The sequence below is a fragment of the Streptomyces sp. NPDC032940 genome, assembly GCF_040636935.1.
Lineage (GTDB): Bacteria > Actinomycetota > Actinomycetes > Streptomycetales > Streptomycetaceae > Streptomyces.
The window spans coordinates 11,935-35,188 of sequence record NZ_JBEZVJ010000036.1; the positions used below are offsets into that span (position 1 = coordinate 11,935).

27 protein-coding genes, 1 tRNA gene and 2 pseudogenes are annotated in these 23,254 nt (G+C 68.6%); 17 read left to right on the forward strand and 13 right to left on the reverse strand.

Going from position 1 to position 23,254, the window contains the following annotated elements; genetic code table 11:
• Positions 1-90: 90 nt before the first annotated feature.
• From AB0E77_RS30170 to AB0E77_RS30190, 5 genes are all read right to left on the reverse strand, one after another.
• Complete coding sequence (locus AB0E77_RS30170) at positions 91-1,380, reverse strand: ParB/RepB/Spo0J family partition protein (RefSeq protein WP_361576867.1); 1,290 nt, start codon at positions 1,378-1,380, stop codon at positions 91-93.
• Positions 1,377-2,531: a ParA family protein gene (locus tag AB0E77_RS30175; protein WP_361576870.1), complete on the reverse strand. Its 1,155-nt coding sequence runs from the start codon at positions 2,529-2,531 to the stop codon at positions 1,377-1,379. The genes AB0E77_RS30170 and AB0E77_RS30175 overlap by 4 nt, the downstream gene beginning before the upstream one ends.
• A 394-nt stretch (positions 2,532-2,925) precedes the next feature.
• Positions 2,926-3,087, reverse strand: a complete 162-nt coding sequence (locus AB0E77_RS30180; RefSeq protein ID WP_361576873.1) for a hypothetical protein — start codon at positions 3,085-3,087, stop codon at positions 2,926-2,928.
• A gap of 9 nt (positions 3,088-3,096) precedes the next feature.
• The gene (locus AB0E77_RS30185) at positions 3,097-3,291 is read right to left on the reverse strand and encodes a hypothetical protein (RefSeq protein WP_361576876.1); all 195 of its coding nucleotides are present in this window, start codon (positions 3,289-3,291) and stop codon (positions 3,097-3,099) included.
• On the reverse strand, positions 3,288-3,509 hold the full coding sequence (locus AB0E77_RS30190) for a MarR family transcriptional regulator (RefSeq protein WP_361576879.1): 222 nt from the start codon (positions 3,507-3,509) through the stop codon (positions 3,288-3,290). The genes AB0E77_RS30185 and AB0E77_RS30190 overlap by 4 nt, the downstream gene beginning before the upstream one ends.
• Before the next feature lie 45 nt (positions 3,510-3,554).
• Between AB0E77_RS30190 and AB0E77_RS30195 the strand changes: the two genes are divergently transcribed.
• Positions 3,555-3,893, forward strand: coding sequence for a DUF6233 domain-containing protein (locus AB0E77_RS30195; RefSeq protein WP_361576882.1), 339 nt, complete (start codon positions 3,555-3,557; stop codon positions 3,891-3,893).
• Between the two features lie 90 nt (positions 3,894-3,983).
• Here the strand turns inward: AB0E77_RS30195 and AB0E77_RS30200 are convergent, their stop codons facing one another.
• The gene (locus AB0E77_RS30200; RefSeq protein ID WP_361576885.1) at positions 3,984-4,883 is read right to left on the reverse strand and encodes a Ku protein; all 900 of its coding nucleotides are present in this window, start codon (positions 4,881-4,883) and stop codon (positions 3,984-3,986) included.
• A gap of 30 nt (positions 4,884-4,913) precedes the next feature.
• Positions 4,914-5,636 carry a transferase gene (locus AB0E77_RS30205; protein ID WP_361576888.1) on the reverse strand — a complete coding sequence of 241 codons (723 nt, stop codon included), beginning with the start codon at positions 5,634-5,636 and terminating at the stop codon, positions 4,914-4,916.
• A gap of 83 nt (positions 5,637-5,719) precedes the next feature.
• Here AB0E77_RS30205 and AB0E77_RS30210 point away from each other — a divergent pair, with 83 nt between their 5' ends.
• Positions 5,720-6,595 carry a glycosyltransferase gene (locus AB0E77_RS30210; protein WP_361576891.1) on the forward strand — a complete coding sequence of 292 codons (876 nt, stop codon included), beginning with the start codon at positions 5,720-5,722 and terminating at the stop codon, positions 6,593-6,595.
• Here the strand turns inward: AB0E77_RS30210 and AB0E77_RS30215 are convergent, their stop codons facing one another.
• Complete coding sequence (locus tag AB0E77_RS30215) at positions 6,596-7,720, reverse strand: NAD-dependent epimerase/dehydratase family protein (RefSeq protein ID WP_361576894.1); 1,125 nt, start codon at positions 7,718-7,720, stop codon at positions 6,596-6,598.
• Positions 7,721-7,871: 151 nt separating this feature from the next.
• On the opposite strand from AB0E77_RS30215, the gene AB0E77_RS30220 reads away from it, so the two are divergent.
• The 8 genes from AB0E77_RS30220 to AB0E77_RS30255 all read left to right on the forward strand — a co-directional run bounded on the left by AB0E77_RS30220 (position 7,872) and on the right by AB0E77_RS30255 (position 13,016).
• Positions 7,872-9,164, forward strand: a complete 1,293-nt coding sequence (locus AB0E77_RS30220; protein WP_361576897.1) for a helix-turn-helix transcriptional regulator — start codon at positions 7,872-7,874, stop codon at positions 9,162-9,164.
• Positions 9,165-9,758: 594 nt separating this feature from the next.
• Positions 9,759-10,067: a hypothetical protein gene (locus AB0E77_RS30225; RefSeq protein WP_361576900.1), complete on the forward strand. Its 309-nt coding sequence runs from the start codon at positions 9,759-9,761 to the stop codon at positions 10,065-10,067.
• Positions 10,068-10,256: 189 nt separating this feature from the next.
• On the forward strand, positions 10,257-10,466 hold the full coding sequence (locus tag AB0E77_RS30230) for a hypothetical protein (RefSeq protein ID WP_361576903.1): 210 nt from the start codon (positions 10,257-10,259) through the stop codon (positions 10,464-10,466).
• A gap of 150 nt (positions 10,467-10,616) precedes the next feature.
• Positions 10,617-10,808: a hypothetical protein gene (locus AB0E77_RS30235; protein ID WP_361576906.1), complete on the forward strand. Its 192-nt coding sequence runs from the start codon at positions 10,617-10,619 to the stop codon at positions 10,806-10,808.
• Positions 10,809-11,429, forward strand: coding sequence for a 2'-5' RNA ligase family protein (locus AB0E77_RS30240; protein ID WP_361576908.1), 621 nt, complete (start codon positions 10,809-10,811; stop codon positions 11,427-11,429). It abuts the gene before it with no gap.
• On the forward strand, positions 11,426-11,731 hold the full coding sequence (locus AB0E77_RS30245) for a hypothetical protein (RefSeq protein WP_361576911.1): 306 nt from the start codon (positions 11,426-11,428) through the stop codon (positions 11,729-11,731). Before AB0E77_RS30240 ends, AB0E77_RS30245 begins: the two co-directional genes overlap by 4 nt.
• A 218-nt stretch (positions 11,732-11,949) precedes the next feature.
• The gene (locus tag AB0E77_RS30250; protein WP_361576914.1) at positions 11,950-12,609 is read left to right on the forward strand and encodes an HNH endonuclease family protein; all 660 of its coding nucleotides are present in this window, start codon (positions 11,950-11,952) and stop codon (positions 12,607-12,609) included.
• Positions 12,606-13,016 carry a hypothetical protein gene (locus AB0E77_RS30255; RefSeq protein ID WP_361576917.1) on the forward strand — a complete coding sequence of 137 codons (411 nt, stop codon included), beginning with the start codon at positions 12,606-12,608 and terminating at the stop codon, positions 13,014-13,016. Before AB0E77_RS30250 ends, AB0E77_RS30255 begins: the two co-directional genes overlap by 4 nt.
• A gap of 199 nt (positions 13,017-13,215) precedes the next feature.
• Here the strand turns inward: AB0E77_RS30255 and AB0E77_RS30260 are convergent, their stop codons facing one another.
• Both AB0E77_RS30260 and AB0E77_RS30265 read right to left on the reverse strand, forming a co-directional pair.
• Positions 13,216-13,689 carry a lamin tail domain-containing protein gene (locus AB0E77_RS30260; RefSeq protein ID WP_361576920.1) on the reverse strand — a complete coding sequence of 158 codons (474 nt, stop codon included), beginning with the start codon at positions 13,687-13,689 and terminating at the stop codon, positions 13,216-13,218.
• Positions 13,690-14,088: 399 nt separating this feature from the next.
• A tRNA-Gly gene (locus tag AB0E77_RS30265) sits at positions 14,089-14,161 on the reverse strand.
• A 659-nt stretch (positions 14,162-14,820) separates the two neighbouring features.
• Between AB0E77_RS30265 and AB0E77_RS30270 the strand changes: the two genes are divergently transcribed.
• From AB0E77_RS30270 to AB0E77_RS30285, 4 genes are all read left to right on the forward strand, one after another.
• The gene (locus AB0E77_RS30270; protein WP_361576923.1) at positions 14,821-15,027 is read left to right on the forward strand and encodes a hypothetical protein; all 207 of its coding nucleotides are present in this window, start codon (positions 14,821-14,823) and stop codon (positions 15,025-15,027) included.
• Positions 15,024-15,923 (forward strand): sigma-70 family RNA polymerase sigma factor, encoded by a 900-nt coding sequence (locus AB0E77_RS30275; protein WP_361576926.1) that lies wholly within the window; start codon positions 15,024-15,026, stop codon positions 15,921-15,923. The genes AB0E77_RS30270 and AB0E77_RS30275 overlap by 4 nt, the downstream gene beginning before the upstream one ends.
• The gene (locus AB0E77_RS30280; RefSeq protein WP_361576929.1) at positions 15,920-16,741 is read left to right on the forward strand and encodes a hypothetical protein; all 822 of its coding nucleotides are present in this window, start codon (positions 15,920-15,922) and stop codon (positions 16,739-16,741) included. The genes AB0E77_RS30275 and AB0E77_RS30280 overlap by 4 nt, the downstream gene beginning before the upstream one ends.
• Before the next feature lie 447 nt (positions 16,742-17,188).
• On the forward strand, positions 17,189-17,890 hold the full coding sequence (locus tag AB0E77_RS30285; RefSeq protein ID WP_361576932.1) for a restriction endonuclease: 702 nt from the start codon (positions 17,189-17,191) through the stop codon (positions 17,888-17,890).
• A 117-nt stretch (positions 17,891-18,007) separates the two neighbouring features.
• Here AB0E77_RS30285 and AB0E77_RS30290 read toward each other — a convergent pair whose 3' ends face one another.
• Both AB0E77_RS30290 and AB0E77_RS30295 read right to left on the reverse strand, forming a co-directional pair.
• A complete protein-coding gene (locus AB0E77_RS30290) occupies positions 18,008-18,433 on the reverse strand; it encodes an SAV_6107 family HEPN domain-containing protein (RefSeq protein ID WP_361577001.1) in 426 nt (141 codons plus the stop codon).
• A 366-nt stretch (positions 18,434-18,799) separates the two neighbouring features.
• Positions 18,800-19,078, reverse strand: a pseudogene (locus AB0E77_RS30295) (helix-turn-helix transcriptional regulator); the annotation flags it as partial.
• A gap of 873 nt (positions 19,079-19,951) precedes the next feature.
• Here AB0E77_RS30295 and AB0E77_RS30300 point away from each other — a divergent pair.
• Positions 19,952-20,149, forward strand: a pseudogene (locus AB0E77_RS30300) (hypothetical protein); the annotation flags it as partial.
• Between the two features lie 129 nt (positions 20,150-20,278).
• On the opposite strand, the gene AB0E77_RS30305 reads toward AB0E77_RS30300, so the two are convergent.
• Positions 20,279-20,515, reverse strand: a complete 237-nt coding sequence (locus AB0E77_RS30305) for a hypothetical protein (RefSeq protein ID WP_361576935.1) — start codon at positions 20,513-20,515, stop codon at positions 20,279-20,281.
• A 554-nt stretch (positions 20,516-21,069) separates the two neighbouring features.
• On the opposite strand from AB0E77_RS30305, the gene AB0E77_RS30310 reads away from it, so the two are divergent.
• Positions 21,070-22,260 carry a hypothetical protein gene (locus AB0E77_RS30310; RefSeq protein ID WP_361576938.1) on the forward strand — a complete coding sequence of 397 codons (1,191 nt, stop codon included), beginning with the start codon at positions 21,070-21,072 and terminating at the stop codon, positions 22,258-22,260.
• Between the two features lie 27 nt (positions 22,261-22,287).
• Positions 22,288-23,142 carry a hypothetical protein gene (locus AB0E77_RS30315; RefSeq protein WP_361576941.1) on the forward strand — a complete coding sequence of 285 codons (855 nt, stop codon included), beginning with the start codon at positions 22,288-22,290 and terminating at the stop codon, positions 23,140-23,142.
• Positions 23,143-23,254 lie beyond the last annotated feature (112 nt).

Genomic DNA, 23,254 nt, shown 5'->3' on the forward strand with positions numbered 1-23,254 from the left:
TGAACAAGGCCCCGGGCCGTTCCCTCCATGGGAGGGAACGGCCCGGGGCCTTTTGTCTTTTGGCGCCGTGCCGCCTGCGGACCACCGGTCTCAGGCCGACAGTCCGCGTTCGGCCAGCTCCTTGACCAGCGCCTTGTACTCTTCCGCCCGGTTCTCACGGAGAAGCTCCAGGCCAACGCGTAGTGCCTTCGCGAAGTCCTCGGGGAGCATCTTCCTGAACAGGTGATGCATCACGTAGGGGGGATCGTCGTAGGGGAGCTGTCGTGGTTGCCCCTGCCGACCCTTCTGATCACCGCCGTCGCTGGTCGCACCTGCCGCTGGAGGACGTGAGCTTGGAGGGCTCGGCTGGTTAGGGACAGCTGCCTTAGAGAGGGCCGGAGCATCGGCAATGTTTTCCGCGGAGAACAAACTGGGGGCCTTACGCGGCTGAAGGTCGGGCTCCTGCGCATCCTCCGGGGAGGCAGTGTTGTTCTCCGCGGAAAACAAACCTGAGGCGGTGGTGCCCTCGGCCGGCCGCGCCTCACCAGCAGTCGGCTGGGTCTCGGGGCGGTGCAGCTTGTTATCCGCGGAAAACAAGTCCTCGTCAGCTCTACGTCGCAGAGCATGTAGCTGGGCGCGCTCTTCAGCCTTAGCCTTTGCGGCCGTCTCCTTCTCGGCCTCCAGCCGATCCAGCAACGTGGCAGCGTCGATGCCTTCGTTCTCCCGGACGTACCGCACCATAGTCCGTCCGTCCCGCTCTGGCACGCTGCCAGCGCTCAGCATGGCTTGGATCTCTTGGGGCAATTCCAGCAGGGCCAGTTGGTTCGTCACCCAGGAGCGGGCCTTGCCGAGGCGTTTAGCCGCTCGGGAGCGTGCTCCTCGCTCAGACTGCTCTGCGCAGGCCGCAACGAGCTGCTCGACGCCCCGCGCCCGTTCGATGACATCGAAGTCTTCGCGCTCGAGGTTCTCCTGCAGGAGGTAGTTGATGAACTCTTCCCGCGTCTTGGCAAGGTCGTCGCGGACGACGAAGTCCAGCGCTTCCAAGCCGACGTGGACGGCGCTGTGAAAGCGACGCTCCCCATTGATCAGAACATGGGAGGCGTCGGCGATCCGATCCGCGTGCTCAGGCCACAGGGCCAGGTAGGCACTTCGTGTGACCGCCACACACGCGGCCAGCTGTGCCTGGCGAAGCTCCTCGCCGAACCGCGTCTTTTCGTCATCCGTGCCGAAGTTGCGGCGCGGATTCAAAGGGGTGGGGGAGACATCCTCCAGACGAAGCCGGACCAGCTCGTACGACGGTACGTCTCCCTGCGTTATGGCCTTGGCCCGGCCGCGGGCGCTGCGGCCCCGAGGAGCCTGGCTGAACGATGAACCAGTTCCGAGTCGGTCGGCGATACTCATCCGCTGATCCTCCGTGCCACTGTGCGCATAACTTCCGCCTGCTCGCCGTAGGGCGCGTGGACCAGCAGCGGCTGCTTCACGCGTACCGCCTCGCGCTGGTCCTTCAGCTCCGGCACGATCGCGAGAACTGGCGGATCCCCGATCTTGTGCCACTCGTCCAGCGACGATGTGGCCACGAAGCCCTTGCGGCTGTCGTACATGTTCACGACGAAGCCCAGCATCGCGATGTCGACGTCCATGTCGGCGACAAGGTCCTGGATTTGGTCGTAGAGCATGTCATAGGCATCCGCTGATGAGTCCTCAGCGAGTACCGGGATGACGATGCCGGATGTGCTCTCCTGCTCGCCCTCGCGCGTTCGGGAGTAGTACAGGGCGGTGTCCATGCTGTAGCCGAGGCTGGGAGGACAGTCGACCAGGATGTAGTCGAACTCCTGCTCCAGAGCCTCCAGCGCCTTCTCGAGTGCTGTCTCCTTGATACGGACGTTACGGCTGGTGGCGAGCTTCGCATCCAGGAGGAAGGCGTCCTTGCATGCTGGCAGCAGCCACAGGTGCTCCTCGAAGTCGCCGCCCTTTATCGGCACCAATAGCTCAGCCAGCTCGCCCCGGGCCTCACCCAGCATGTGCTTGGCCAAGCTGGGGGCGTCGATGTCGACGAGAGGGTGGCCCAGTTGCTTAGTGAGATGTCCTTGCGGGTCGAAGTCGATCAGCAGGGTGCGGTTCCCGGACTCGGCGAGCGCTTGCGCGACGCCAGCGGAGATGGCAGTTTTGCCGACGCCGCCCTTCTGGTTGCCGAAGATGATGCGCCGCGCTCCCGTGACGCGGGGCGGCTTCGGACGCGGAGAGGGATGCCGGTCAAGCCACAGCCGGATCGACTGAGCGATGCCCTGGTTGTACGAAATGCCCCGGGACTTGCAGTCCTTCTTGAGTTTGTCGTACAGCCCGGTCGGCAGATAGGTCGCGAAGGACGTCCCTCCAGTCGTATCTACCAGCGGCAGGCTCTTCGCCTTCCGCCAGGCTTCCACGCCCGCTGTGACGGCGTCCTGGATATCTGTACCAACTTCGGCGGCGCGGACCTTGAGTTCTCTTCGCAGCTCAGACGGCAGCTTGGCTACTACCTTTTCCCGCTCGCTCGGGTCGTATGGGGCGGTCATGGCGCTACCTTACTCACCTTTGGCTGGTGTGGTCGGCAAGTAGGCGTGTCGCAGTTGCTTGTTATCCGCGGAAAACAAGCAACTGCCCTGCAGCAAGGCGTTGCTCCCCGCTCCTGGCTCGTCATGGTCCGTCAGGTCGGCGATTTCGTGAGGTAGACGTCAGCGTGCCGGACAAGCTGGAACCGTTCGACGCAAGCTAGTCAGACTCGTTAGGGTCCTCCGCCGTGCTCCATCGCTTGACGACCGAGCCCGGCCTGATGGGGGAGAGGTGCTGTAGGTCGGTGGCGAAGCGTGCCTCCGGCGAGTGGTCGACCGGAGCTGGAACCGGTGGACGGCGTTGGTTGGGGCAGGGCCCGGGGCCCGCACAACTCTCCCGGAAGGCCCCATGACCGCTTCAGCGGCGCCTGCGGGTCGAGAGGACGTACTCGCCGGCCGGGGCCTGGGGTGCGGGCGGGGCGGGCAGGTGTGGGGGCCGGTTGTAGCGATGGCGGCGCATGATCTGCCGCCAGGCCTTATCGGCGGCCGGGTACGGGCGGTGGGCCATGGCGATCAGCATGGCAGAGGATCATGCGGTGTCCGGCCACTGCGTCAACGTAGTGCCGCTCTCTTCGTCGATAAGGGTGACCAGGGTGCGAGGCCGGTCGCCGTGCTCGCCCACCCACCCAGTGAACTTGCCGCGGGCCACGCTCTCGTCCTGCCACCAGCCGCGCAGCATCTGCCGGCCGTCGACGGCCACGGTCACCCGGAAGCGGCCAGTCATGTGAGCCGGATTCCGCGTGCCCGGCCGGGCACGCGCACGATCGCGCCCTTGGCCTCCAGCTCGCGCAGCTGGTAGTGCACCGACGACGGGCGCAGGCCCACCTGCTGGGCGATCTCGGACACGGTGGGGGCGTCGCCCTGGTCGATGATGGCCAGCCGGACGACGCGGAGGATCTCCTCCTGCCTGCCGGTGAGGTACTCGACGCGATGGTTGGCCATACCCCCAGTAGAAACCTTGTTCGAATATTGGCGCAAACTGATCGTGTGACCGACCTGCCGCCCGACCTGCCGAGACTCCGGACCCTGGAGACATGGCTCGCCCTCGCCCTGGACGAGGTGCGGCAGGCCATCGCGCTGGCAGAGCGGCGGGAGGCGGAGCGGCAGCGCGGCATCCAAGCCCGCCCGACGCCGCCCGAGTGGCTGCTGGAGCAGGGACTGAACCGGGACAGCCCGCCCGTCCAGGTGCACGTCGGAGGATGCTGGAACGCGGGCAAGCGGTCGAAGGGCATCAGCCGGGACGAAGCGCTGCGCGCCCTCGCCGACGGGGTGAAGGCCTGCGGGGCGTGCCGGCCGGACGCGGAGCTCGGCTACCTGGAGGGCTAACCGGGGCTGCCGTCCTGCTGACGGCCGAAAGCGCGGCGCCCGGCTGGAGTGTCTGAATCTGAACGGCGATGCTGTGCGCCTGCCGCCGCCTTACGCCGACCTCCGCGGTTTGCGGGCTGTCTTCTTCGCCGGGGCCTTCTTGGCAGGCGTCTTCTTCGCGGACCGTTTGGCCGGCATCTCGTGGACGTCCGCATGCCCGCCGTCGCTGCGTGCTTCTTTGGCCTTGGCCACGGATTCGTTGAGCGCGGCCATCAGGTCGACCAGCTGGCCCGATTCCTGGGCCGGTTCCGGCGCGGGGGCTGGTGCACGGTGCTCACGCTTGGCCTCGATCAGCTGGGCGACCGCCTCGGTGTACGTGTCACGGAACTCCGGCCCCTCGAGGTCGTCACGGCTCATGGTCTCCATCAGTGCAAGAGCCCGGTCGATCTCCTCGTCGGAGACCTCCACCGGCGCCGGGGTCAGCGACGACGGATCACGGATCTCGTCGGGCCAGCGCATCGCGTGCAAAACGATCACGTCGTCCCTCACCCGGAGCAGTCCCAGGCGCTCACGGCCGGACCACGCGTACTTCGCGACCGCCACCCGGCTGCTGCGCTCCAGCGCCTGGCGCAGCAGTTTGTACGGCTTCGCCGCCACCTGCCCGTCGGGCTGGAGGTAGTAGCCGTCACCGATGCGGATCGGATCGATCGAGGCCAGCGGCATGAACGCGACGATTTCGATGGCTTTCGCGGTCGGCAGCGGCAGGTCGCGCAGCTCTTGGTCGGTGACGGGGACGATGTGGTCGCGGGAGACCTCATAGCCCTTGCCGATCTCCGCGGTGGACACCTCGCGGTCTTCCAGCTCGCACACCTTCCGTGTCCGCACCCTGGCCATGTCCGCCAGGTGTACGCGGTGGAAGCGGATGCTGTGGTCCTCCACCGCGCTGACGACGTGGATGGGGACCGTGACCAGGCCGAAGCTGATAGCTCCGGACCAGACCGTGCGGGGCATGAGTGACCTCCGTGACAGCCCCGAGCAGGTTCAGCCTACGGACGGCCCTGGGGTTCGCGCCTGTCGGCGGGGGCGCGTCCGGTGGGCCGGCGGCTCCGCCGGGCTGAGGATGTGGTGATCGGCGACGACGTGGGTGGGCCCGAGCGCCGTGTGGGAGTTGATCTGGCAGTGGCGGCCGATCGCGGTGCCCGGCCCGATGGTGATGTTCATGCCGGTCTGGGTGTGGTCTCCGATCAGGGCGCCGAAGCGTGGGGTGCCGCAGTGGTAGAGACCGCCGGGCAAACGGAGGACGGCTTCGCGGTCGGGCCGGGTCATGTCGCGGGTGAGGTGGATGGCGGCGACGGTGACGTTCGCGGACAGGTGGACGCCGTCACCGAGGAGGGTGCGATTGATGCCGACGCGGTGCCCCAGAACGCTGCGGGCGCCGACGTAGGCGTTGGTGACCTCGCAGTTGAAGCCGATCGACGCGCCGGGACCGATGACGGTGTGGCCGCGGACGCTGGTGAACTCCCACACCCGCGCCCCCGGTCCGACGATCACGTCCTCGCCGAGGATCGCGGTGGGATGGATACGCGCACTGGGGTGGACGCGGTACTCGACCTGGGCCAGGGCCTTAGCGTGCAGGTCGGACCAGTGGGCGAGCCACCAGGCCAGATCAGCGCGGTCCAGGCTCGCGTACGCGGTGGCAGCCAGACAGGGGCCGGTAGGGGCGCTGAGGTAGGTGCCGAGGCACAGGACAGGGACGTCGGGCACGAAGCTCTCCTTCAGTGGATGTGGTCGGGGTGCGCGGGCGGGCGGCTAGGCTCGGCCGGTCGATGTTGGATGGGAGTTCACCTGTGAGTCACCCGCGCCTGGGCGTTGCCGTCCTGACCATGGGCAACCGGCCTGCCGAGCTGGCGGCCCTGCTCGAGTCGGTGGCCCGGCAGGACCTGCCTGCGACGCGTGTGGTGGTGGTCGGCAACGGGACACCGCTGCCCGAGCTGCCGGCCGGGGTCGACGGGGTGGAGCTGAGCGAGAACCTGGGCGTCTCGGGGGGCCGGAACGCGGCTATCGCTCACCTGCGGGCCTGCGCAGACGTCGACGTGGTCGTGGACCTGGACGACGACGGCCTGCTGGTGGACACCGGCGTGTTCTCGAAGCTGGCCGCGATGTACGCGGCCGACCCTCAGCTGGGCGTGGTCTCGTTCCGCATCGCCGACGAACACGGGCAGACCCAGCGGCGTCATGTGCCGCGGCTGCGCGCCAAGGACCCGATGCGCGGCGGCGAGGTGACGACGTTCCTGGGCGGCGGGCACGGCCTGTCGATGCGCATGCTGAACGAGGTCGGGAACTGGCCGGAGGAGTTCTTCTTCACGCACGAGGAGACCGATCTGGCGTGGCGGGCGCTGGATGCGGGCTGGCGGGTGGTGTACGAGCCGTCGCTGGTTCTCCAGCACCCGAAGACGTCGCCGGCCCGGCACGCGGTGTACTACCGGATGACGGCCCGCAACCGGGTGTGGCTGGCCAAGCGGCATCTGCCCGCCCCGCTGGTCCCCGCCTATCTCGGGGTGTGGACGCTGCTGACGCTGGCCCGGACCCGGTCCCTGGGAGGACTGCGGGCCTGGGCCGGCGGCTTCTGGGAAGGCGTCACGAAGCCTGCGGGGCGCAGGCGGCCGATGCGGTGGGCGACCGTGGCTCGCATGACCAGGCTCGGACGCCCCCCGGTGATCTAGCTACGCGGCCGTCTCGGCCCGCAGCCAGGCCGGCAGGGCGGCCGGGGTGTCGTGCAGCCAGCGCACGTACCGGGCGACGCCGTCCTCGAGCGTGATCTGGGGCCGCCAGCCCAGGACCTGTTCCATGCGGGTGGTGTTCGCGCAGCCGCCGAGCGGGTCGCCGGGTGGCATCGGCGTTTCCTGCACCTGCGTCCCCGGGTACTGGGCGGCGATGAGGTCGGCGACGCGGCGGATGGTCGTCGGGCAGCCGGTGCCGATATTGACCGTCTCGCCGTCGGCGGCCGGCCGGGCCAGGGCGTTGAGGGTGCCGTCGGCGATGTCGTCGACGTGGATCAGGTCGCGGACCTGGTGACCGCCGCCGTTGAGCTGGAGCGGCAGACCGAGCGCTGCCCGGGCGGCGAACCAGGCCACCACCCACGAGTGGCTGCCCGGCTTGATGACCTGCGGCTCGCCGTACACGGAGAAGTAACGCACCACCGCGTGCGAGATGCCGACCGCACCGAGCTGCAGGGCGGTCTGCACCTCGCCGAAGGCCTTGGTGTTGGCGTAGACCGACAGCGGGCGCAGCGGGGCGTGCTCGGTGAAGCGGGGCACGGTGCGGCCGTAGACGGCGGCCAGCAGCTCCCGTGTGGTGCGGTGTTCGTCGCGGGGGCCGGCCCAGTCATCAGGGTTGCCGTTGCCGTACACGGAAGCCGAGGAAACAAACACCAACCGCTTCAGCCGGTCGGAGGCCGCGGCAGCGGACAGGACGGTCTGGGTGCCGGTGACATTGTGGTCGATGGCGTCCTGCGGGCGCCGGGTACACGCCGCGACGTCGGCGAGCGCGGCGGCGTGGACGACGTAGTCCGCCCGACGCATGGCCCGCTGCACGGCGGCAGCATCGCGGACATCCCCGACCAGGACGTCATCGCCGGCGGCGTCGATACCGAACAGGACCCGATAGACGTCTGCGGGGTAGGCGTCCAGAGTGCACAGCGCCAGCGGGGTGGCACCCAGAGACTTCAGGCGCCGCACGATCCGTGATCCGATCAGACCGGCGCCGCCGGTGACCAGAACGGTCGCTCCCTCAAGACTCCGGAGTGCCGAGGATGTCGCGGGAAGGGGACGGGTGTGCTGGTGCGTCATGGGATGCCCTTCGTGCCAGGTGACGGACTGGGGCGGCTGCGCAGCCTGCCTAGACGATGAGCGCCCGCGTTCGCCCGCGGGAGAGGTCCCGGGGAGGTCCCGTCCGGTTAGTGCCGTACCGGGCCAGGCCAGGCGGTGCCACGATGGCGCCGTGGAGCACCCAGCCGTACATCCTCTGGCCCTGGCCCGCCGGGCCCGCGGACTGTCGCAGGAACAACTCGCGGCCCGCATAAGAGATTCAGCGGCACGCCGCGGACTGCGCTCGGGCACCGACGCCTCCCGCATCCGCAAATGGGAGCGCGGCATCCAGCCCGACAAGGACTCCCAGACCTACCTCGCCGAAGCCCTGGGCCTGCCAGCGAGCGTCATCGACGGGCCGTGGCCCGACTGGCTGCCACTGACCGACACCGGCGTCGTCCCCCTCGCCCCGCACGCCACCGTGCCTGCCCTCAGAGAGGCCCTGCGAACCGTGGACCGCCGCACCTTCCTCACCGTCTCCTCCGCCGCACTGACCACCCTCACCGCCGACTGGGCATCCGCCCACAGCACAAAGATCCTGTCAGCTCAATTCGCCACAGACGGGGACCTGGTCGACGTGCTGCAGACCACCGCACAGCAGCTCACGGCCGCCGACCCCGCCCACCACCCGCACACCACCCGGCTACTGCACGAAAACCTGGCGACCGTGACCGACCTCCTCGACCACGGCTCCCACAGCGCCGCGACCCGGCACCGGCTGCACACACTGGCCGCGGACATCGCCCACACCCTGGCCTGGCGCCGCTTCGACCACGGCGACAACGCCCACGCCGCCCAGTACTGGATCGCCGCCCTCCACAACAGCCACGCCATCGGCGACACCGACCGCGGCGCCGGCCTCATCAGCGACCTCGCCTACCAAGCCGCCTGGCAAGGCGACCACGTCCTCGCCGGGCAACTCCTGACCCACGCACTCTCCCGCGCCACCCACCCCGCCGCCCGCAGCCTCCTCCAACTCCGCCTGGCACGCACCCACGCCGCACGCCACGAAACCCGCCCCGCCCTCCGCGCCCTCGCCGCAGCCGAGAAACACATGAACCAAACCGCCGGCGACCGCCCCGCATGGTGCGCCTGGCTCTCCGACGCCGACCTCGCCATCGACTCCGGCCAAGCCCTCCTCGACCTCGGAGACACCGCCCGCGCCCGCCAGCTCATCACCGACGGCGAACACCTTCTACCAACCCCCCGGAGCAAGACCCGCGGCATCTTCCTCGCCTACCAAGCGGCCAGCCACCTCGACCTCAAAGAACCCGAACCCGCCGCAGCCGCCGCCCACTCCCTCCAACTGGCCCGCAGCATCCGTGCCCCGCGCTGCATCCGCCTCGTCGAAGACCTCATCCCACGCTTCCAGCCCTACCGTGGGACGCCCGGCGTGACCGAACTGCTCCATCTGGCCGCCGCATAACGTCCGACTCAGCATTCCCTCCGTGCCCTCTGAGGCGCCCGGCGGGATGGCCTGGCCCTGGGGTCGGTTGTCGGTTGCCGGATGCCGGCGCCGCGCAGGGTCGATCCGTGCTGGGACCATCGCATGGCAGTACGGCGGCGCACCCGCCTGCCGGAGACACTGGACGGCATCACTGCGGACCTGCGGGCCGCGGCCCGCAAGTCCGGCCTGCCGGGAGCGGCGCGGCTGGCGTTCTATTCTTCGTTCGAGGCAGCCGGTGCCGGCTGCCGAGACGAGGAACCGCGATGACTGCCCCTGTACCGCCGACCACCGAGCCGGACGCCTCTGCGCGGATTTGCCCTGGCGACCAGATCGGCCCGTGCGCCGCCTGCCGCCGCCCCACCCACAAATACGGACGCGGCGCCCGCTCGCCGCTGTGCGAGTACTGCGACGCGAAAGCCGTGGAGAGGTGGGGCAGGAAGCTACGCGCATAGGGCGTTTCTTCCAGGATCACCTGATCGTTGGCGGTTTATGCCAACCATCGCGATCAAGTCCGCCGCAGCCGCGGCCGGGGCCGTGCTTCTTGTGGCCCCCTCTTCCTCAGCGTCGGTTCCCATGAGTGGAAGCGACGTCGACGGGGCAGTGTCGATCTCCGTCAAAGGCAAGGGGCTGCGCGTCGACTCCATCACTGTCTCCAGTAGCAAGCAGCGCAACGGCGAGGCATTCAGGGTTTACCGCCACACCGGATCGGCGGCCGCCCAGTCCTACGTCACGAAGTGGAAGCAGGCGAAGTTCGTCAGTGCTGGGATGACGAAGTTCGCCATGACCTCTTGGAAGATCAACAAGAGCTTCCCGGACGGGACATGGCTGTGCGCGGTCGCCAAGGAGTCGTCTGGCAACCCCTGCATCAAAGTCCACCGCTGACCTGACCCACGCGAAGCGCCTGCGGTACCGGCTCGGTGTTTGCGGCGAGGCACAGGTGGGCTGGAAGCAAGACAGCCGATCCGGCCGATCTGCCAGATATATGCAGCCATCCTCACAGAGCACGGGCACGCCAGAAACGCGTGCTGGCTACAACCTGACCAGAGGTCGTCTTCTGGGTGGGGGTTGCTCGTGCTCACGATCAATGTGGCGGTGCTGCTGGCGGTCATCATCGTCGTGCGGCTGCGCCGCCGGACCGAGGCGCGCAGCCGCAATGACGAGAAGCTGACCGTGCTGATCGTCCTGGTCTTCGGCATCCTCGTCGCGCCGACTGAGTTCGGGCAGGGCGTGCTGGATGTCGTGGCGAAGCTAGCGGCGGGCATCACCGACTCCACCCGCTGACAGGCGCTTGGCAGCGGCGCAGGCAACCCGACCGCCGGCCGCGCCATACGCCAAAACCGCTCTTGGGTCCGGAATCGCATCCCTAGGACCAGCGAGCACCGTAGCGTTGTTTTGCAGAACGGTGGGACGTGCCGGTGAGGGGAGCTACGGATGACCGCCGACACCGGAATCCACTCGGGCGAGGCTGCCTACGCCGCCTACGTGGAGCATCTGATGGCGTGCGGTGAATGCGGCCTGGCACCCTGCCCGGCAGGGGCGGACCTGTGCAACCGCTGTCTCGAACTCGTCAACCGGTCGTGGCCGGTCCACCGGGACGGCCACGAGCACTATGTGAGGCGCTGAGTGGAGAACTTCTTTACGCGGGTGGAGCGGGTATGGCCGGCGGGTCGGCGCGACCTGCACTGGCACATTTTGCCGACCGAGGCAGAGGCCCAGGCCTTGACCGCGCCGTACGCGGAGGTGGTGGCCCGGCCGGGGCTTCAGCCGGTACCGGTGCCGTGGATGCACTGCACGCTCCTGCACGCCATCGGTCTCAGCCGCAGCGCGGTCGACATCGGCGCGTTGGTGGAGCACGTCCAGGAGGACGTGCGGACGGTGGCGCCGTTCACGCTGACCTTCGACCGGCCGGCGGTCGGTCCGGTCGCTGTGGAGATCAGCGGCTGGCCTGGCCGAGCCTTCACTGGCCTCGGCACCGCCCTGACCGAGGCGACCACGCGTGCCAGCGGTGTGCCGTTCACTGCCAGCCGGAGCCGCTACCCCCACATGTCGGTCGCCTACACCACCAAGGGAGCCGAGGACGTGGACGCCATCGCAGTCAAAGCAGCCCTGGCCGACGTCGCAGGACCGCTCTCAGCGACAGTGTCCGTCGACCGGCTGCACCTCGTGGAGCAGTGGCACGACGGCGCCACCATCACATGGGAGCCCCTCGCAGAGGTACCCCTCGCAGGGCAGGCCTCGGCATGAGGACCTTCCCCGGCACGCACCCCATCAAGGCCGACACGGTGCACCTGACCGCCGACACCCTGTCTGTATCCATGACCGGCAGCATCACTTGCCAGGGCATCCTCCGGCACGGGCTCGGTTTCGTAGAGCTGGCCCTGCCCGACGCCGACCCTCAGCAGCGACGCGCCCTGGAAAGGGCCGCACAGTACGAGTTCGAGCTCTGGCGCGGCGGCGCCTGCCTGTACCAGTCCCCGCCGCTCAGGGTCCACGAGATCCGCAGGGACAGTATCGGCGCCCTGGTCGTCACCGGGGCACCCCGCTGACGGTGGTCGTCAACAGGGAGGACGGCTTCGAGGTAACGCCCGACTCGGCATTCTCGTGGTGCCTTTCGAGGTGTGCGGCGGATTGGCCTGGTCCTGGCGATGAGCTGACCGCCCCGCGAGGCGGGCGCGCAGCTGCCGGTATGACCATTGCACCCACACGGGCGGCGCACTCACCGAACACCTGAGAACGCCCCCTGACGGGCCGCTATCAACGGTGCATGATCAAAGCTGTGCTGCGCGGCCTGGCCGCCGCCTCCCTCGCTGTCCTGCCCCTCACCGTTCCCGCGCCCGCCCATGCGGCGGAAACCCTGTCTCTGTCAGACGCGGTCGCCGCTTTGCCGGTGGCGGCCGAGTCCCGGGAGGGCTACGGCCGGGACGCCTTCCGTCACTGGAACACGGGCGAGGATCCGACGGACGGTTGCAACACGCGCGCGGAGGTTCTCATCTCCGAGGCGGTGGAGCCGCCGACGGTGGGCCCGAGGTGCCGTCTGACGGGAGGCCGCTGGTGGTCCTACTACGACCAGGTGTGGGTGACGTCGGCTTCCGGCCTGGACATCGACCACATGACACCGCTCGCCGAGGCCTGGGACAGCGGCGCTTCCGCCTGGTCGGGGCAGCGCCGTGAGGCGTACGCCAACGACCAGGGAGCGGCGGCCAGTCTGGTCGCGGTGACCGCGCGTTCGAACCGGTCGAAGGCCGACCAGGATCCGTCCACATGGCTGCCGCCGGCCGCCGGGGTGCACTGTCGGTACATCGCGGAGTGGGTGGGCACCAAGCTGCGCTGGGCGCTGTCGGCGGACGAGGCCGAAGCGGCGGCCCTGGCAGAGGTCGCGGCCGGCTGCCCGGACCAGACCGTGACGTACGAACCGGCCCCGTGACCGGCCAGGCAGTGCACGCGGACAAGGAGAAGCTGATGGGCACAGCACGAAGGACACGACGTCGGACTGCCACGGTCGCGGCCGCTCTCGCTGCTGCCGGCGGCCTGCTGATGGTGACCGCGGCGCCTGCCAGTGCCGAGGTGAAGTCGACCTGCGGCACGTACATCTGTGTCGCCACCGCCTATCAGGGCCGCGACTTCGTCCAGGACATCACCGTCACCACGCGGGACGGCCTGCCGGGGACGCTGCGCGGGTTCGTCGGCGACTACCGCGCGAGCAAGGCGAACGCCTCGAGGTGGCGGTTCGTCGTCAACCGGGAGATCAGGGCCTACCCGAGGCTGGCCGTCTGCGGCGGCCTCGACCGCCGCGGCCGGGTCATCGAGAACCACTGCGTGATGATCCCCTGAAAGCCCGCACCGGTCCTCGTTGTCACACCAGCGGGCCCCGGTGGACGCAGTGACGTCCCCCAGGCCCGCTGTATGGAGTCGGTGAGGAAGAGAGCCCCTGCGCGGCTGTGCGGCACGCCGTCCCCGTCGCGGGGGAGGGCGTGCCGCACGGTGCGGTAGCGGCGATGCCGGTGGGGTCCACCGGCACCACCGCTACGGGTCAGTGGCGGCCGCTGCGGCGGTGGCCCCAGGAGTCGGAGTCGATGTAGCGGCCGTGGTCGTTGCGGAGGGTGGCGGTGTCACTCCTGTTGTCCCACACGTAGTTGCGGCGGTCCTGGTAGACGTCGGTGCGAGTGTCGCGGCCTTGTCCGGTGTGGACGCGGACGGTGGAGCGTCCGGCGAGGCGGTAGTCGTGGAAGGTGTAGCGGTGGCCGTCCTCGTCCCGCAGCGTCCAGCCGTCGAGGTTGACCGTGCGGCGGGTGTTGTTGGTGATCTCCACCCATTCCTTGTTCAGGGAGCGGTTGGAGCGGTCGTCACGGCCCGGGGAGTCGTACTGCACGTCGCTGATCTCCACGGACGGGCGCGGCGCCCGGTGGTGGTCGGCGGCGGTGGCCGGCACCGCCAGGACGGCGGTCAGCGCGCCGACGGTGAGGGCGGCGGCGGTCAGGCGGCGGGCGGTGATGGACTTCGACACAGGGTCCCCCTGCAGGTGCGGGCACCACCGGATCTGTACGGCAGGAAACGCCGCAGGAGCCGGGTGGTGCGTGGTGCGTGCGCTGCCGGTCGGCCGCGCAGTCACACCCTGCCCACCGAGCGACCGCCGGGTGGAGACGACGTGAACGCTGTTACCGATCCCCCACCCCACGGTGACCCTCGCCTGCATCCTCCATCTATGCGACGAATGCACCAGATTGACGCGCCCTCACGACAAGGACCCGCTCCAGCACTGGCCCCACACACCGAACCGCCAGGTCACGCCACCCCAGCCGCACGGAAGCGTTCACCCGAAAGTGAGTAACGACCCCCCGCGCGGCGGCCGGCCGTAGATGTGAAGAAGTCCCGCCCCCTCGATGGTGCCGGGGGCGGGACTGGGTGGAGCGCCGGGCAGGCCTTGCACCTGCATTTCCCCGCAGGAAGCGGGGCGTCTTTCCTTAGACGACCAGCGCACGGCAGACGGCCGCCGCAGCGACCCGCCTTGCAAGATCAACTATAGGCGCAGTCGCCTCTCAGTGCACATCGCGTTCGCAGCCCGGCGTAGTTGGGCTCTCTCGCACGCACGCGCGGGCCTGTGCGGTCCCCAGAGGGCTGAGGGGAGGACACGCGGTTTCTTCGACTCCTGTACTGCCGCCACGAGGAGCGCCGGCGGTGGAGTGCAGGGGGAGTGTCAGTGCTGTGGCCTACGGTCGTCGTGCCCCTTGCGCGGGGTTGCGCTCTCGCCTGGCCACTACGGCCGGCCAGGCGAGAGCTGATGCCCGCTTCCCCCATTGTTTCGGCACGGGGGCGGGCCCTTCCGCAGGGAAGGCCGACACCAACAGCGTCGTGTTCTATTGACGTCTCTTCAGCGTGCAATTGCAAGGAGAACCGGGAACTTCCACCCGTCAGCGCGCCTCCTTGAACTCTCAGCCGCGATCCTCCAGCAGCCCCTTCGTCCGGTGACATCTGTGATCGACATTGTTCCGTGATTCCATGATCACGTGGCGTAGCAACTTCCGTCCCCTCCATGCTGGTTGCCCTCCCCGGACCGGTGGCCTCGGCACCCGCCTGTCCGGGGACCCGGCGGCATCCCGACTAGCCGCCACGGCACCAACACGTCAAAGGACAGGACATGGAAACCAGGCAGATAGCGGTCCTCGCCGTCACGATGACGGTCTTCACGTGGAGCGGGGTGATGGTGGCGGCCGGCCAGACGGCAGCGGCCGCCGCGCTCGCCCCGGCCCTCGCCGTCACTGTGCAGCAGATCGTCCACACCGCCCGCACCCACGGCGCACCGCGCCCCGTGGAGGCCGCGGACAAGGAGGACGACGCCCCGTGACGACGCCCACCGACCCGCCGGCACCTCCCGACAGATCCCGGCCGGGCCGCAAGCTCGGTCCCATCGCAGACAACGTCAGCAGCACTCACCGTGCCTGGCTGGAGCCGTTGCGCGAGACCTACCGGGCCAGCGGCCTGACGCTGAACGCTCTCAGCGGCCGGATCAGCTTCGCCAAGTCCAAACTCTCCGAGCTGCTGCGCGGCGTGGGCCTCTACCCGCGCTGGGAGGTCGTCTCCCTGATCGCAACCGAGCTGGGCATGCCGGACTGGCCCCTGTACCGACTGTGGCGACAGGCGGCCTTCGAATCCCACAGGAGCGGCGAGTGGGTCGAACGCTGCACGGAACGCACCACCATCCTGACGGCCACCCACACCGCCCCGCCCTGGGACCACTGCGCCTTCCGCGATCGCATGGAGGGCGACTACCTCCGCTACGCCCAGGTCTTCCTCGACGACCGCCAGCGCGACACCGCCGTCTCGGACACCTTCGACATCCTCTGGCTGTCCTGGAACGACGCCCTCGCCAGCCAGGACACCCGCCGCTTCGCCTGGAACGTCCTGCGGGCCACCGTCATGGCCCGCACCCCCCACCGCGACGGCCGGCCCGAGCTGGGCACGGCCGCCTTCGACACCGTCGCTCTGCGCTCCATCTCCGACCCGGCCGACTTCATCGAGCAGGCTACGGAGATCCTGCGGCTCTTCACCGCGATCAGCCACCTGCCCCGCCGCCAGTTCGATGTCATGGTGCTGCGCCGCCTGTGCGACTTCACCCCCGAGGCCGTCTCAGCTCTGGTCGGAGCCTCCCTGGCCACCGTCCGCTCCGACGAACGCCACGCCACCCACTTCGTGGAGAGCGTCCTGTACCCGCCGCCCTCGACCGAAGGAAAGACCCCGTGACCCGCATCGAAGACCTCCTCACCAGAGCACGGCTCGTCCACGAACGCACCGTCCCTCGCGAAACCCCCTGCCCCCACTCGACCACAACGGGCACACGCCCCACCGGCGCCCCCACCGAAGACAGCGCCCCCAGCGCAGCCGCCCAGGACCTGCGCGCCCTGTGCGAAACCCTCGTCCTGCACACACCCCCGGCCACCGTCACCAAGTTCGTCACCGACCAGGTCCCCGAACCCCGCAGCGCCCTGGTCCTTGCCTGCATCCTGCAACTGACCGACACCGACGAAGGCGCACGCTTCTGGTGGCAGTACGCCGCCGGCGCCGGACAAGCCGCCGCCGCCTACTGCCTCTACCTGCACCACCTCGCACTGGGAGAACGAACCACCGCCGAGTGGTGGCACCAGCAGACCGACGACGTCCAGCCCACGCCCGAACCCCCCGCCTGGGACGACGGCGGCAGCTGGAACCCCGCAGACCACCGGATCACCAGCGCCTCCACCACCCAGTTCATGCGCATCCTGCGCCACCTCGCCAAGCAGACCGTGCGGTCGCGACCCGCTGCGGTCAGCAAACTCATGGCGTACATCCCCGCTGCCGTCACGGCCGGTTATCTTCGCGAGCCGGACACCGAGCTGCCCCTGCCTGGCAACGAATTCGCCCGCCGCATCAGTCGACTGCTCGCCGTGACAGACCGTCCGCACACCTGGCAGAGACGGCCCAACAATCCCGCTGGAGACCAGCGTGAGCCCACCAGTGTCGAGCCTGTCGAGCGGGCGTACCTGCAGACTGTCCCCGAACAGATGGGCACCGCCAAACGCTGAGCGCGCGCCCACTCGAGGGGAGGCCCGGCAGTGTGGGGCAAAGCCCCTCGACTTCTCTGGCCTGGCCTGTTCTCCCCTTCCTTGATCACTCGGGGTGCTGATTTGCTGACGCTTTGTCAGTGGCTCCTGTCAGCATGGACGGTTGTGCGGGGAGTTGTTGCGAGGGGGAGAGGCTTCGATGCCGTTAATTCGGTCGTATGTGCGCTCTGACGGGACGCAGGTCCGTAGTCATTACCGGTGGGCTCCGGGCGCGCGGCGGGAAGTGATGATTTTCAGCGTCGTGGCGCTGGCCGTGGTCGGGCTGGGCAACGGCAACGTCTCTGCAGGGGGTGGGGGAACTCCGCGGCCGCAGCCGACGGTCCAGTACCCGATCCGCTTCGACAATGCCCCGGTAAGGCCGGCGCCGAAGCCCCAGCCCACGGTGTCGTACCCGATCCGGTGGGAGCGGTGACCCGCCGACGGCCGCCCGCACGGCGGCGCAGGCGGCGACCCAGCCGCAGGCAGCAGCAGCGGGACGCACAGCTGATCGCCTTCGCCGTGGTGGCGGCAGCCGTCATCGGCCTGGTGGTGACGGTGGTCAACTGGCTGCTGGCCCACTGGTGGCTCCTCGTCGTGGCCCTGGTCCTCGCCGTGCTGGCGGGCGCCGGCTGGCTCTACAACCGGCAGCAGCGGGCCCAGTGGGAGGCGGTGCGGGCGCAGGGCCTGCGCTACGGCCTGCCGCAGCTGGACGCTCTGCGCCACGACCGGTTCGAGGACGCGATACGGGACCTGATGCAGCGGGACGGCTGCCGCGATGCCCAGCGGGTCGGCGGCCGCGGCGACCTCGGCGCGGACGTGAAGGCCACGGATCCGTTCGGGCGGCGCTGGGTGATTCAGTGCAAGCACCGCCGTAACGGCGCCCAGGGCTCGCCGGTGGGCACGCCTGATCTGCAGGTGCTCAACGGAACGGCCCGCCAGGTCCACGGGGCCGACGTCGCGGTGATCGTCACGAACGGCCGGGTGACCGGGCCAGCGGTGACCTTCGCCAAGCAACAGCGGCTGCACGTCGTCGACCGCCAGACCCTGGCCGTCTGGGCATCCGGTTCCCGCCCCTTGTGGGAGCTCCTGCGGGCGGTACCGCCCCCGTGCCGCCCCACATCACTGAGCTGAGCCGCCACCTGGGTCTACAGGGGCTGTGATAGCCGATGCCGCTCCGCGCTCCCTTCCAAGGGTGTGAAGCGGATTCGCCCGCGCTCACGAATCGCCCCCGTGAGCGCGGGCGGTCTGTCAGGCGGCGAGATTCCCTCTGGTGGGGAGCAGCAGCATCCGCTCTACCACACGAAGGAACATCTCAGCTTCCCGCAGAAGCTCCTGTGCCTCTCGTGGGGATGCTGCTCCTGTGACGCCTGCCTCAGCGCGAGCCCTTTGTATGGCATGCGTGGAGAACAACGATGCCCAAGAGCTGAGTTCCGGAGCGACTTCTGGCAGGACTTCCCAGGCGGTGCGTATACGGACTGCCCTACGGGGTGACTTTGTTGGACCGCCCCGCGCCGCCAAGACCGCTGCGGCGGTGCGCAGTGCTGCCAGATGCGCGGTAGCGAAACGTTCATTGGCTGTGCCTGTACGAGATTCCCGCAGCCCCTTGCGGGCCTGGTGCAGCAGATCTGCGGCCTCAGGCGGGTACGTCGCCCGGTCGGTCCCCCGACTGGTCATGTGTACGCGCGACCACGCGCTGAGCCAGGGCTGAGCCTCCAACGGACTGAGTCCCAGTGCCAGGAGGTAGGTGCGGAAGAAGTCTTCCGATGGCAGCTGACTGCCACGCAAGACATCCGACAGCGTGCTACGCGCAAGCCGGCACCCCAGGCCACGCCGTGCTCGCCGCTCAAGGTCCCGGTAGGTGGGACTGCCTCGATTGATACGCAGCAGCCGCATGGCTTCGATCAGTGCCGCGGGTGTCCCGATGAGCTGCGGGGTCAGTCCCGGACGAACTACATCGGCAGCTGCCTTCGCGGGACGAGGCTGCTTCTTTTTGATCAGCGAGGCTTCGAACCACAACTTCCTCGCGGGCCGCAGGTCCGCCCCACAGGCAGCCAGAAAACCCGCCACGGTCTCCCACCGAACAGAGGTGTGGCCACGCTCTGCCCGACACAGCGAGGGCGCCGAGCACCCGGGGCGCCCCTCCAGTCTCGAAGCCATGGCGCGCAGAGAGAGGCCGGCCAGCTGCCGTTGCTCCCTGAGGTGAGCTCCTAGCGCAGCGTAAGCGTTCTGTCCCGACTGGACAGACCCTTGCTTACGCAGAGCACGCTGTACCGAAGAGGGCGGTATCTGCGGGCCTTGGTCGAACCTCGGAGTATCCATCAGCGCCCCGATCCGGAAGCAGCGATCAACTCCCGTACGACCCAGATGCCCAGCCCAGCGCCCACTGCGACGACCGTGACGACGCCCTCCAAGGGCATACCGGACCAGACAAGACCTGCCACAACGAGAAGCACCGTCATCACGATGAGTGCTGCCGTCAGGGGTATAGCAGTCAGCGCGGAACGGGGGTTGCTTGCCGCACTGCTGGCGGCTTTTCTTGCTTGAGGCATGCCGGACTCCACTTCGGTTCACCACTCGACTGAGCCGCCCAGGTAGGCCCCAACTGGTTTCCAGCCCAGCTGAGTTGAGCGACCACCCGCCATGGTTCCGGGCGTGTAGGGGGTAAGTCCAACGGGCACAGACAGCCGTTTCATTCTGTCCGGCGTAAACGGTTGAATCTCTGGCGCTGAAACACGCTGGCTTCGCGTGAAACACCCAGCTCAGCGTCCGGAAGGCCCCGGACAAGTCACCTTGGAAGGCGTCAGGTCAAACGAATGTGTCCGGTCGCCGCTGTCCCTGTCGCCTGGCCCTCGCCATACTCAACCTAGTGGCCTTGGATCTCGTATCCACCACACGGCCCCCCGCTCGTCACCACTCGACAACAGGGGACATGAAGCAGGAACTGTTCCAGCAGACCTGCTTCGGTGGTTGGGGGCACCGCCCCCAACCACCGACGACTTTCCCACACGCAGCAGTCACGGTCACTGAGACGACGACGCTCATGAGGGAGTTCGTCGACCATGCGCTTGCTGTCCAGCACCGTTGTACCCGCCCCCTTTCTCCTCGCTCCCCGCAGCCCAGCGTCGGACACCACGCTGCAGGCGTGACGTCGTCCCCCGGTACGTGAGCGAGCCCGGACCGCATCGGGCGCAAGTGTCGCCGGTCATCGTCACAAAGGGCCGGGTGACCGGCCCAGCCGTGACCTGCGCCAAGCAGCAGCGGCTGCACGTCGTCGACCGCCAGACACTCGCCGTCTGGGCGTCCGGCTCCCGTTCGCTCTGGGAGCTGCTGCGGGCGGTTTCACCGCCACGCCGCGCGTCGCCGCTGAGCCAACAAGCGCTGATCGTCTAGTTCTCCTCGTGTAGCCGGTACCGCTCGATCTCAGCCGAGTCGATCATGCGATGCCCGCCAGGACCTCGCGGGCGAGCTGCGCGTAGAGCGGGCGGGTCGCGGACAGAACAACGCGTGCGGTCACAGGCATCATGACGAGTTCATCCGAGCCTCCACGACGAGGGCGAGTCCCGACACGGCGATGAAGGCGGCGCCTCCGGCCTTGACGGCGTCTATCGGCGACGCCCCCAGCGCTCTGGCGACGACGCCGGCACCCATGCCGACCACGGCGCCGATCAGCACGCACACCACGACGGACAGCGTGCGGATCGTCTTCTGCGCCTGGACCAGGCGCTGCTGCACAACGGGGTCGGCCGGGGCAGACATAAGGGGACCTCCTGCGGTCACGGGGTGGTCAGAGCGGGCGGAGCATGGACAGCACGCACCTCCTACGCTGCGGCCTAGCCGCGCGACAGAGAGCTCTTCTCTAAGAGGTCCGACGCAGTCGAATGCGTGGCGACACCTTGACCGAGGCAGCGCCAAGCCGCGCAACCCCCAACACCTTGGCTCGCTAGCCCCACCCAGTGCCCTGTACAAGCGGCGCCCTCTCGGTTCCGGGCAGGCCGCCCCAGGCAGGCCGCCGACGGGCGCAGCGCCGCGAGTGGACAGCTCCCGGCCCGCTCACCCGCTGCCCTGCTCTGCGTGAGCCACCCGCCCCCGGCGCCGCTCCGCCCTGCAGAGGTCCACCGTGCGCTCCGCCCTGCAGAGGTCCACCGTGCCGGATCCTGTGCTGCGGTTGCCGATGTCCGCCAGTTTCCACTGACAGGAAACTGCAGAGTCTGAAAAAACTTGCTGACATCACAAAGTTTCCACGCGGTGGAAAGTAGCGAGAATCGGAAAGTTTTCTTGGCTGTCTGGCGTTTCCGTGGCACGATCGGCCCGTGGACGATCACACGACTCAAGCTGAAGCCGCCGATGTCCTCAACGCAGGGGCGATGGCTCTGCGGGCCATGCTGGGCGACGACTGGGACGTGGCCGTCGAGCCGGAAGCCGCGTCACCGCTCGGCGGTGACATGGGATGGGACGCGGTCATCCGGTTGACCGCGCGCCACGACAGCATCTTCACCGAGCTGCTCGTGGACGTCCGTACACGCGTCACACCGAAGGACGCCGCCGGCCTCATCGCCTCCAAGGCCCTGCTGGTACGCAAGATCAACCGCAACACACGTCTGATGGTCTTCGCTCCTTGGATCAGCCCTAAGACCCAGGAGGAGCTGCGCCGCCGTGAGATCGACTACCTGGACCTGACCGGGAACGTGTCGCTGCGCGTCACCCGTCCCGCCGTCATCATCCACACCCAAGGGGCCGACCGAGCCCCGGCAGGCCACCGTGCTCCCAGCAGCAAGCCCATGCTGACCGGGCCCGCAGCCGGCCGACTGGTACGCCTTCTCGCTGATGTGAAGCCCCCCTACCGGGCCACCGATCTGGCCAAGAGCGCAGGCTTGAGCACGGCCTACGTCTCCAAGCTGCTCGACTCCCTTGAAGAGCAGCTCCTCATCGAACGCGACAACAAGGTCATCGTCCATGTCGACTGGCAGGGCCTTCTGCGAACCCGCGCCGCCACCTTGGACCTGGCCCACCACTCGAAACCGGTCGGCATGATCGCTCCCATGGGCATCCGACCCGTCATCGAGCGCCTGGTTGAGGGGGACGGGTTCGTCGCAGGCAGCGAAATCCTGGTCACCGGCTCGTACGCAGCGCGTTCCGTCGCTCCGATCGCGGTCGGTGGACAGCTCATGATCTACACAGTCCTGCACGACGACGCCTCGCTGACCCGCCTGGCCCAGGAACTCGGCCTCATGCCCGTACCGGAAGCGGCCGACGTCCTGGTCCTTGCTCCCTGGGACCTGAGCGTCTTGCACCGCCCCGTCCGCTACGACCAGTACTGGCAGGTCGGGCTGAGCCAGCTCGTCCTGGACTGCCTCTCCGGCCCCGGCCGCATGCCGGCGGAAGGCGAGAAGGTGCTGGAATTCATGGCCGCAAACGAGGACAACTGGCGCCTGGACGACCTCGCACACGCACGCCTCCACAGAACGACCAATCCCGGCACAGGGCCGCAGGAACTGTTCTAAGATCACGCCCACGATCGAGGGGGCGGCATGTCACAGGCACCGGCTGGCGTTGGCGAAGACGAACTCAACCAAGCAGCACGAACTGCGCTCTTGGACGCCTTGACCGCGCTGCAGGATCACCGCGACGCCGCGACCGTCGTCGGAGCCCAGGCGGTCTACCTCCGCACCCAGAACGCCATCATCCGCAGCGCCGCCTACACAGCCGACGGTGACATCAGCATCGACCCGCAGCGCCTCGGCGAGCAGCCGCTCATCGAGCAGGCCATGCACGCAGCCGGCTTCACTCTCCGGGACAAGCAGCCCGGCCTGTGGGAGCGGCCTCAGCAGGTCGGCTCACTGACCGTGCCCGTGGAAGTCGACCTCCTCATCCCGCACCAGCTCGCGCCACGCCCCAACACCAAGCGCCGTACCGAACTGCCGCCACACGACGCATGGGCAACCAAGAAAGTCGCCGGCCTCGAGCTCGCGTCCGTCGACCGGTCCGTCATGACCATCCCCAGCCTCACCCCCGGCGACCCGCGCACGATCGAGGCCTACGTTGCCGGCCCCGCAGCTCTGCTGGCCGCCAAGGCCATCAAGCTCGACGAACGCATCCGCAACGTCGACAAGCGCCCGGATCGGCTCAACAACAAGGACGCCGGCGACGTGTACCGCATTATGACCACTGTGCCCGCCACCGAAGTCGCCCAGACGTTTGCTGAATTGCGCGACGACCCCCGCGTAGGCGACACCGCCCGCCAAGGTCTGCAACTGCTGCGCACGCTCTTTGGCGCAGCAGCCACTCCCGGCACCAATCTGGCGATCCAAGCGCTCGCCGGTGACGTGCCCGCAGACCGTGTTCGCGTGCTCGCTCCGGTTTTCGTCGCTGCCCTCTACTCGTGATCTGAGCCTGAACAGGCTCGACTGGACCGGCCCGGTGTCCGGACGAGACAGAGGTGGGCTGCTGGCGGCCGCGCTTGCCGGACCCTGGCGCCGACCGAGGGCGAGCACCCAT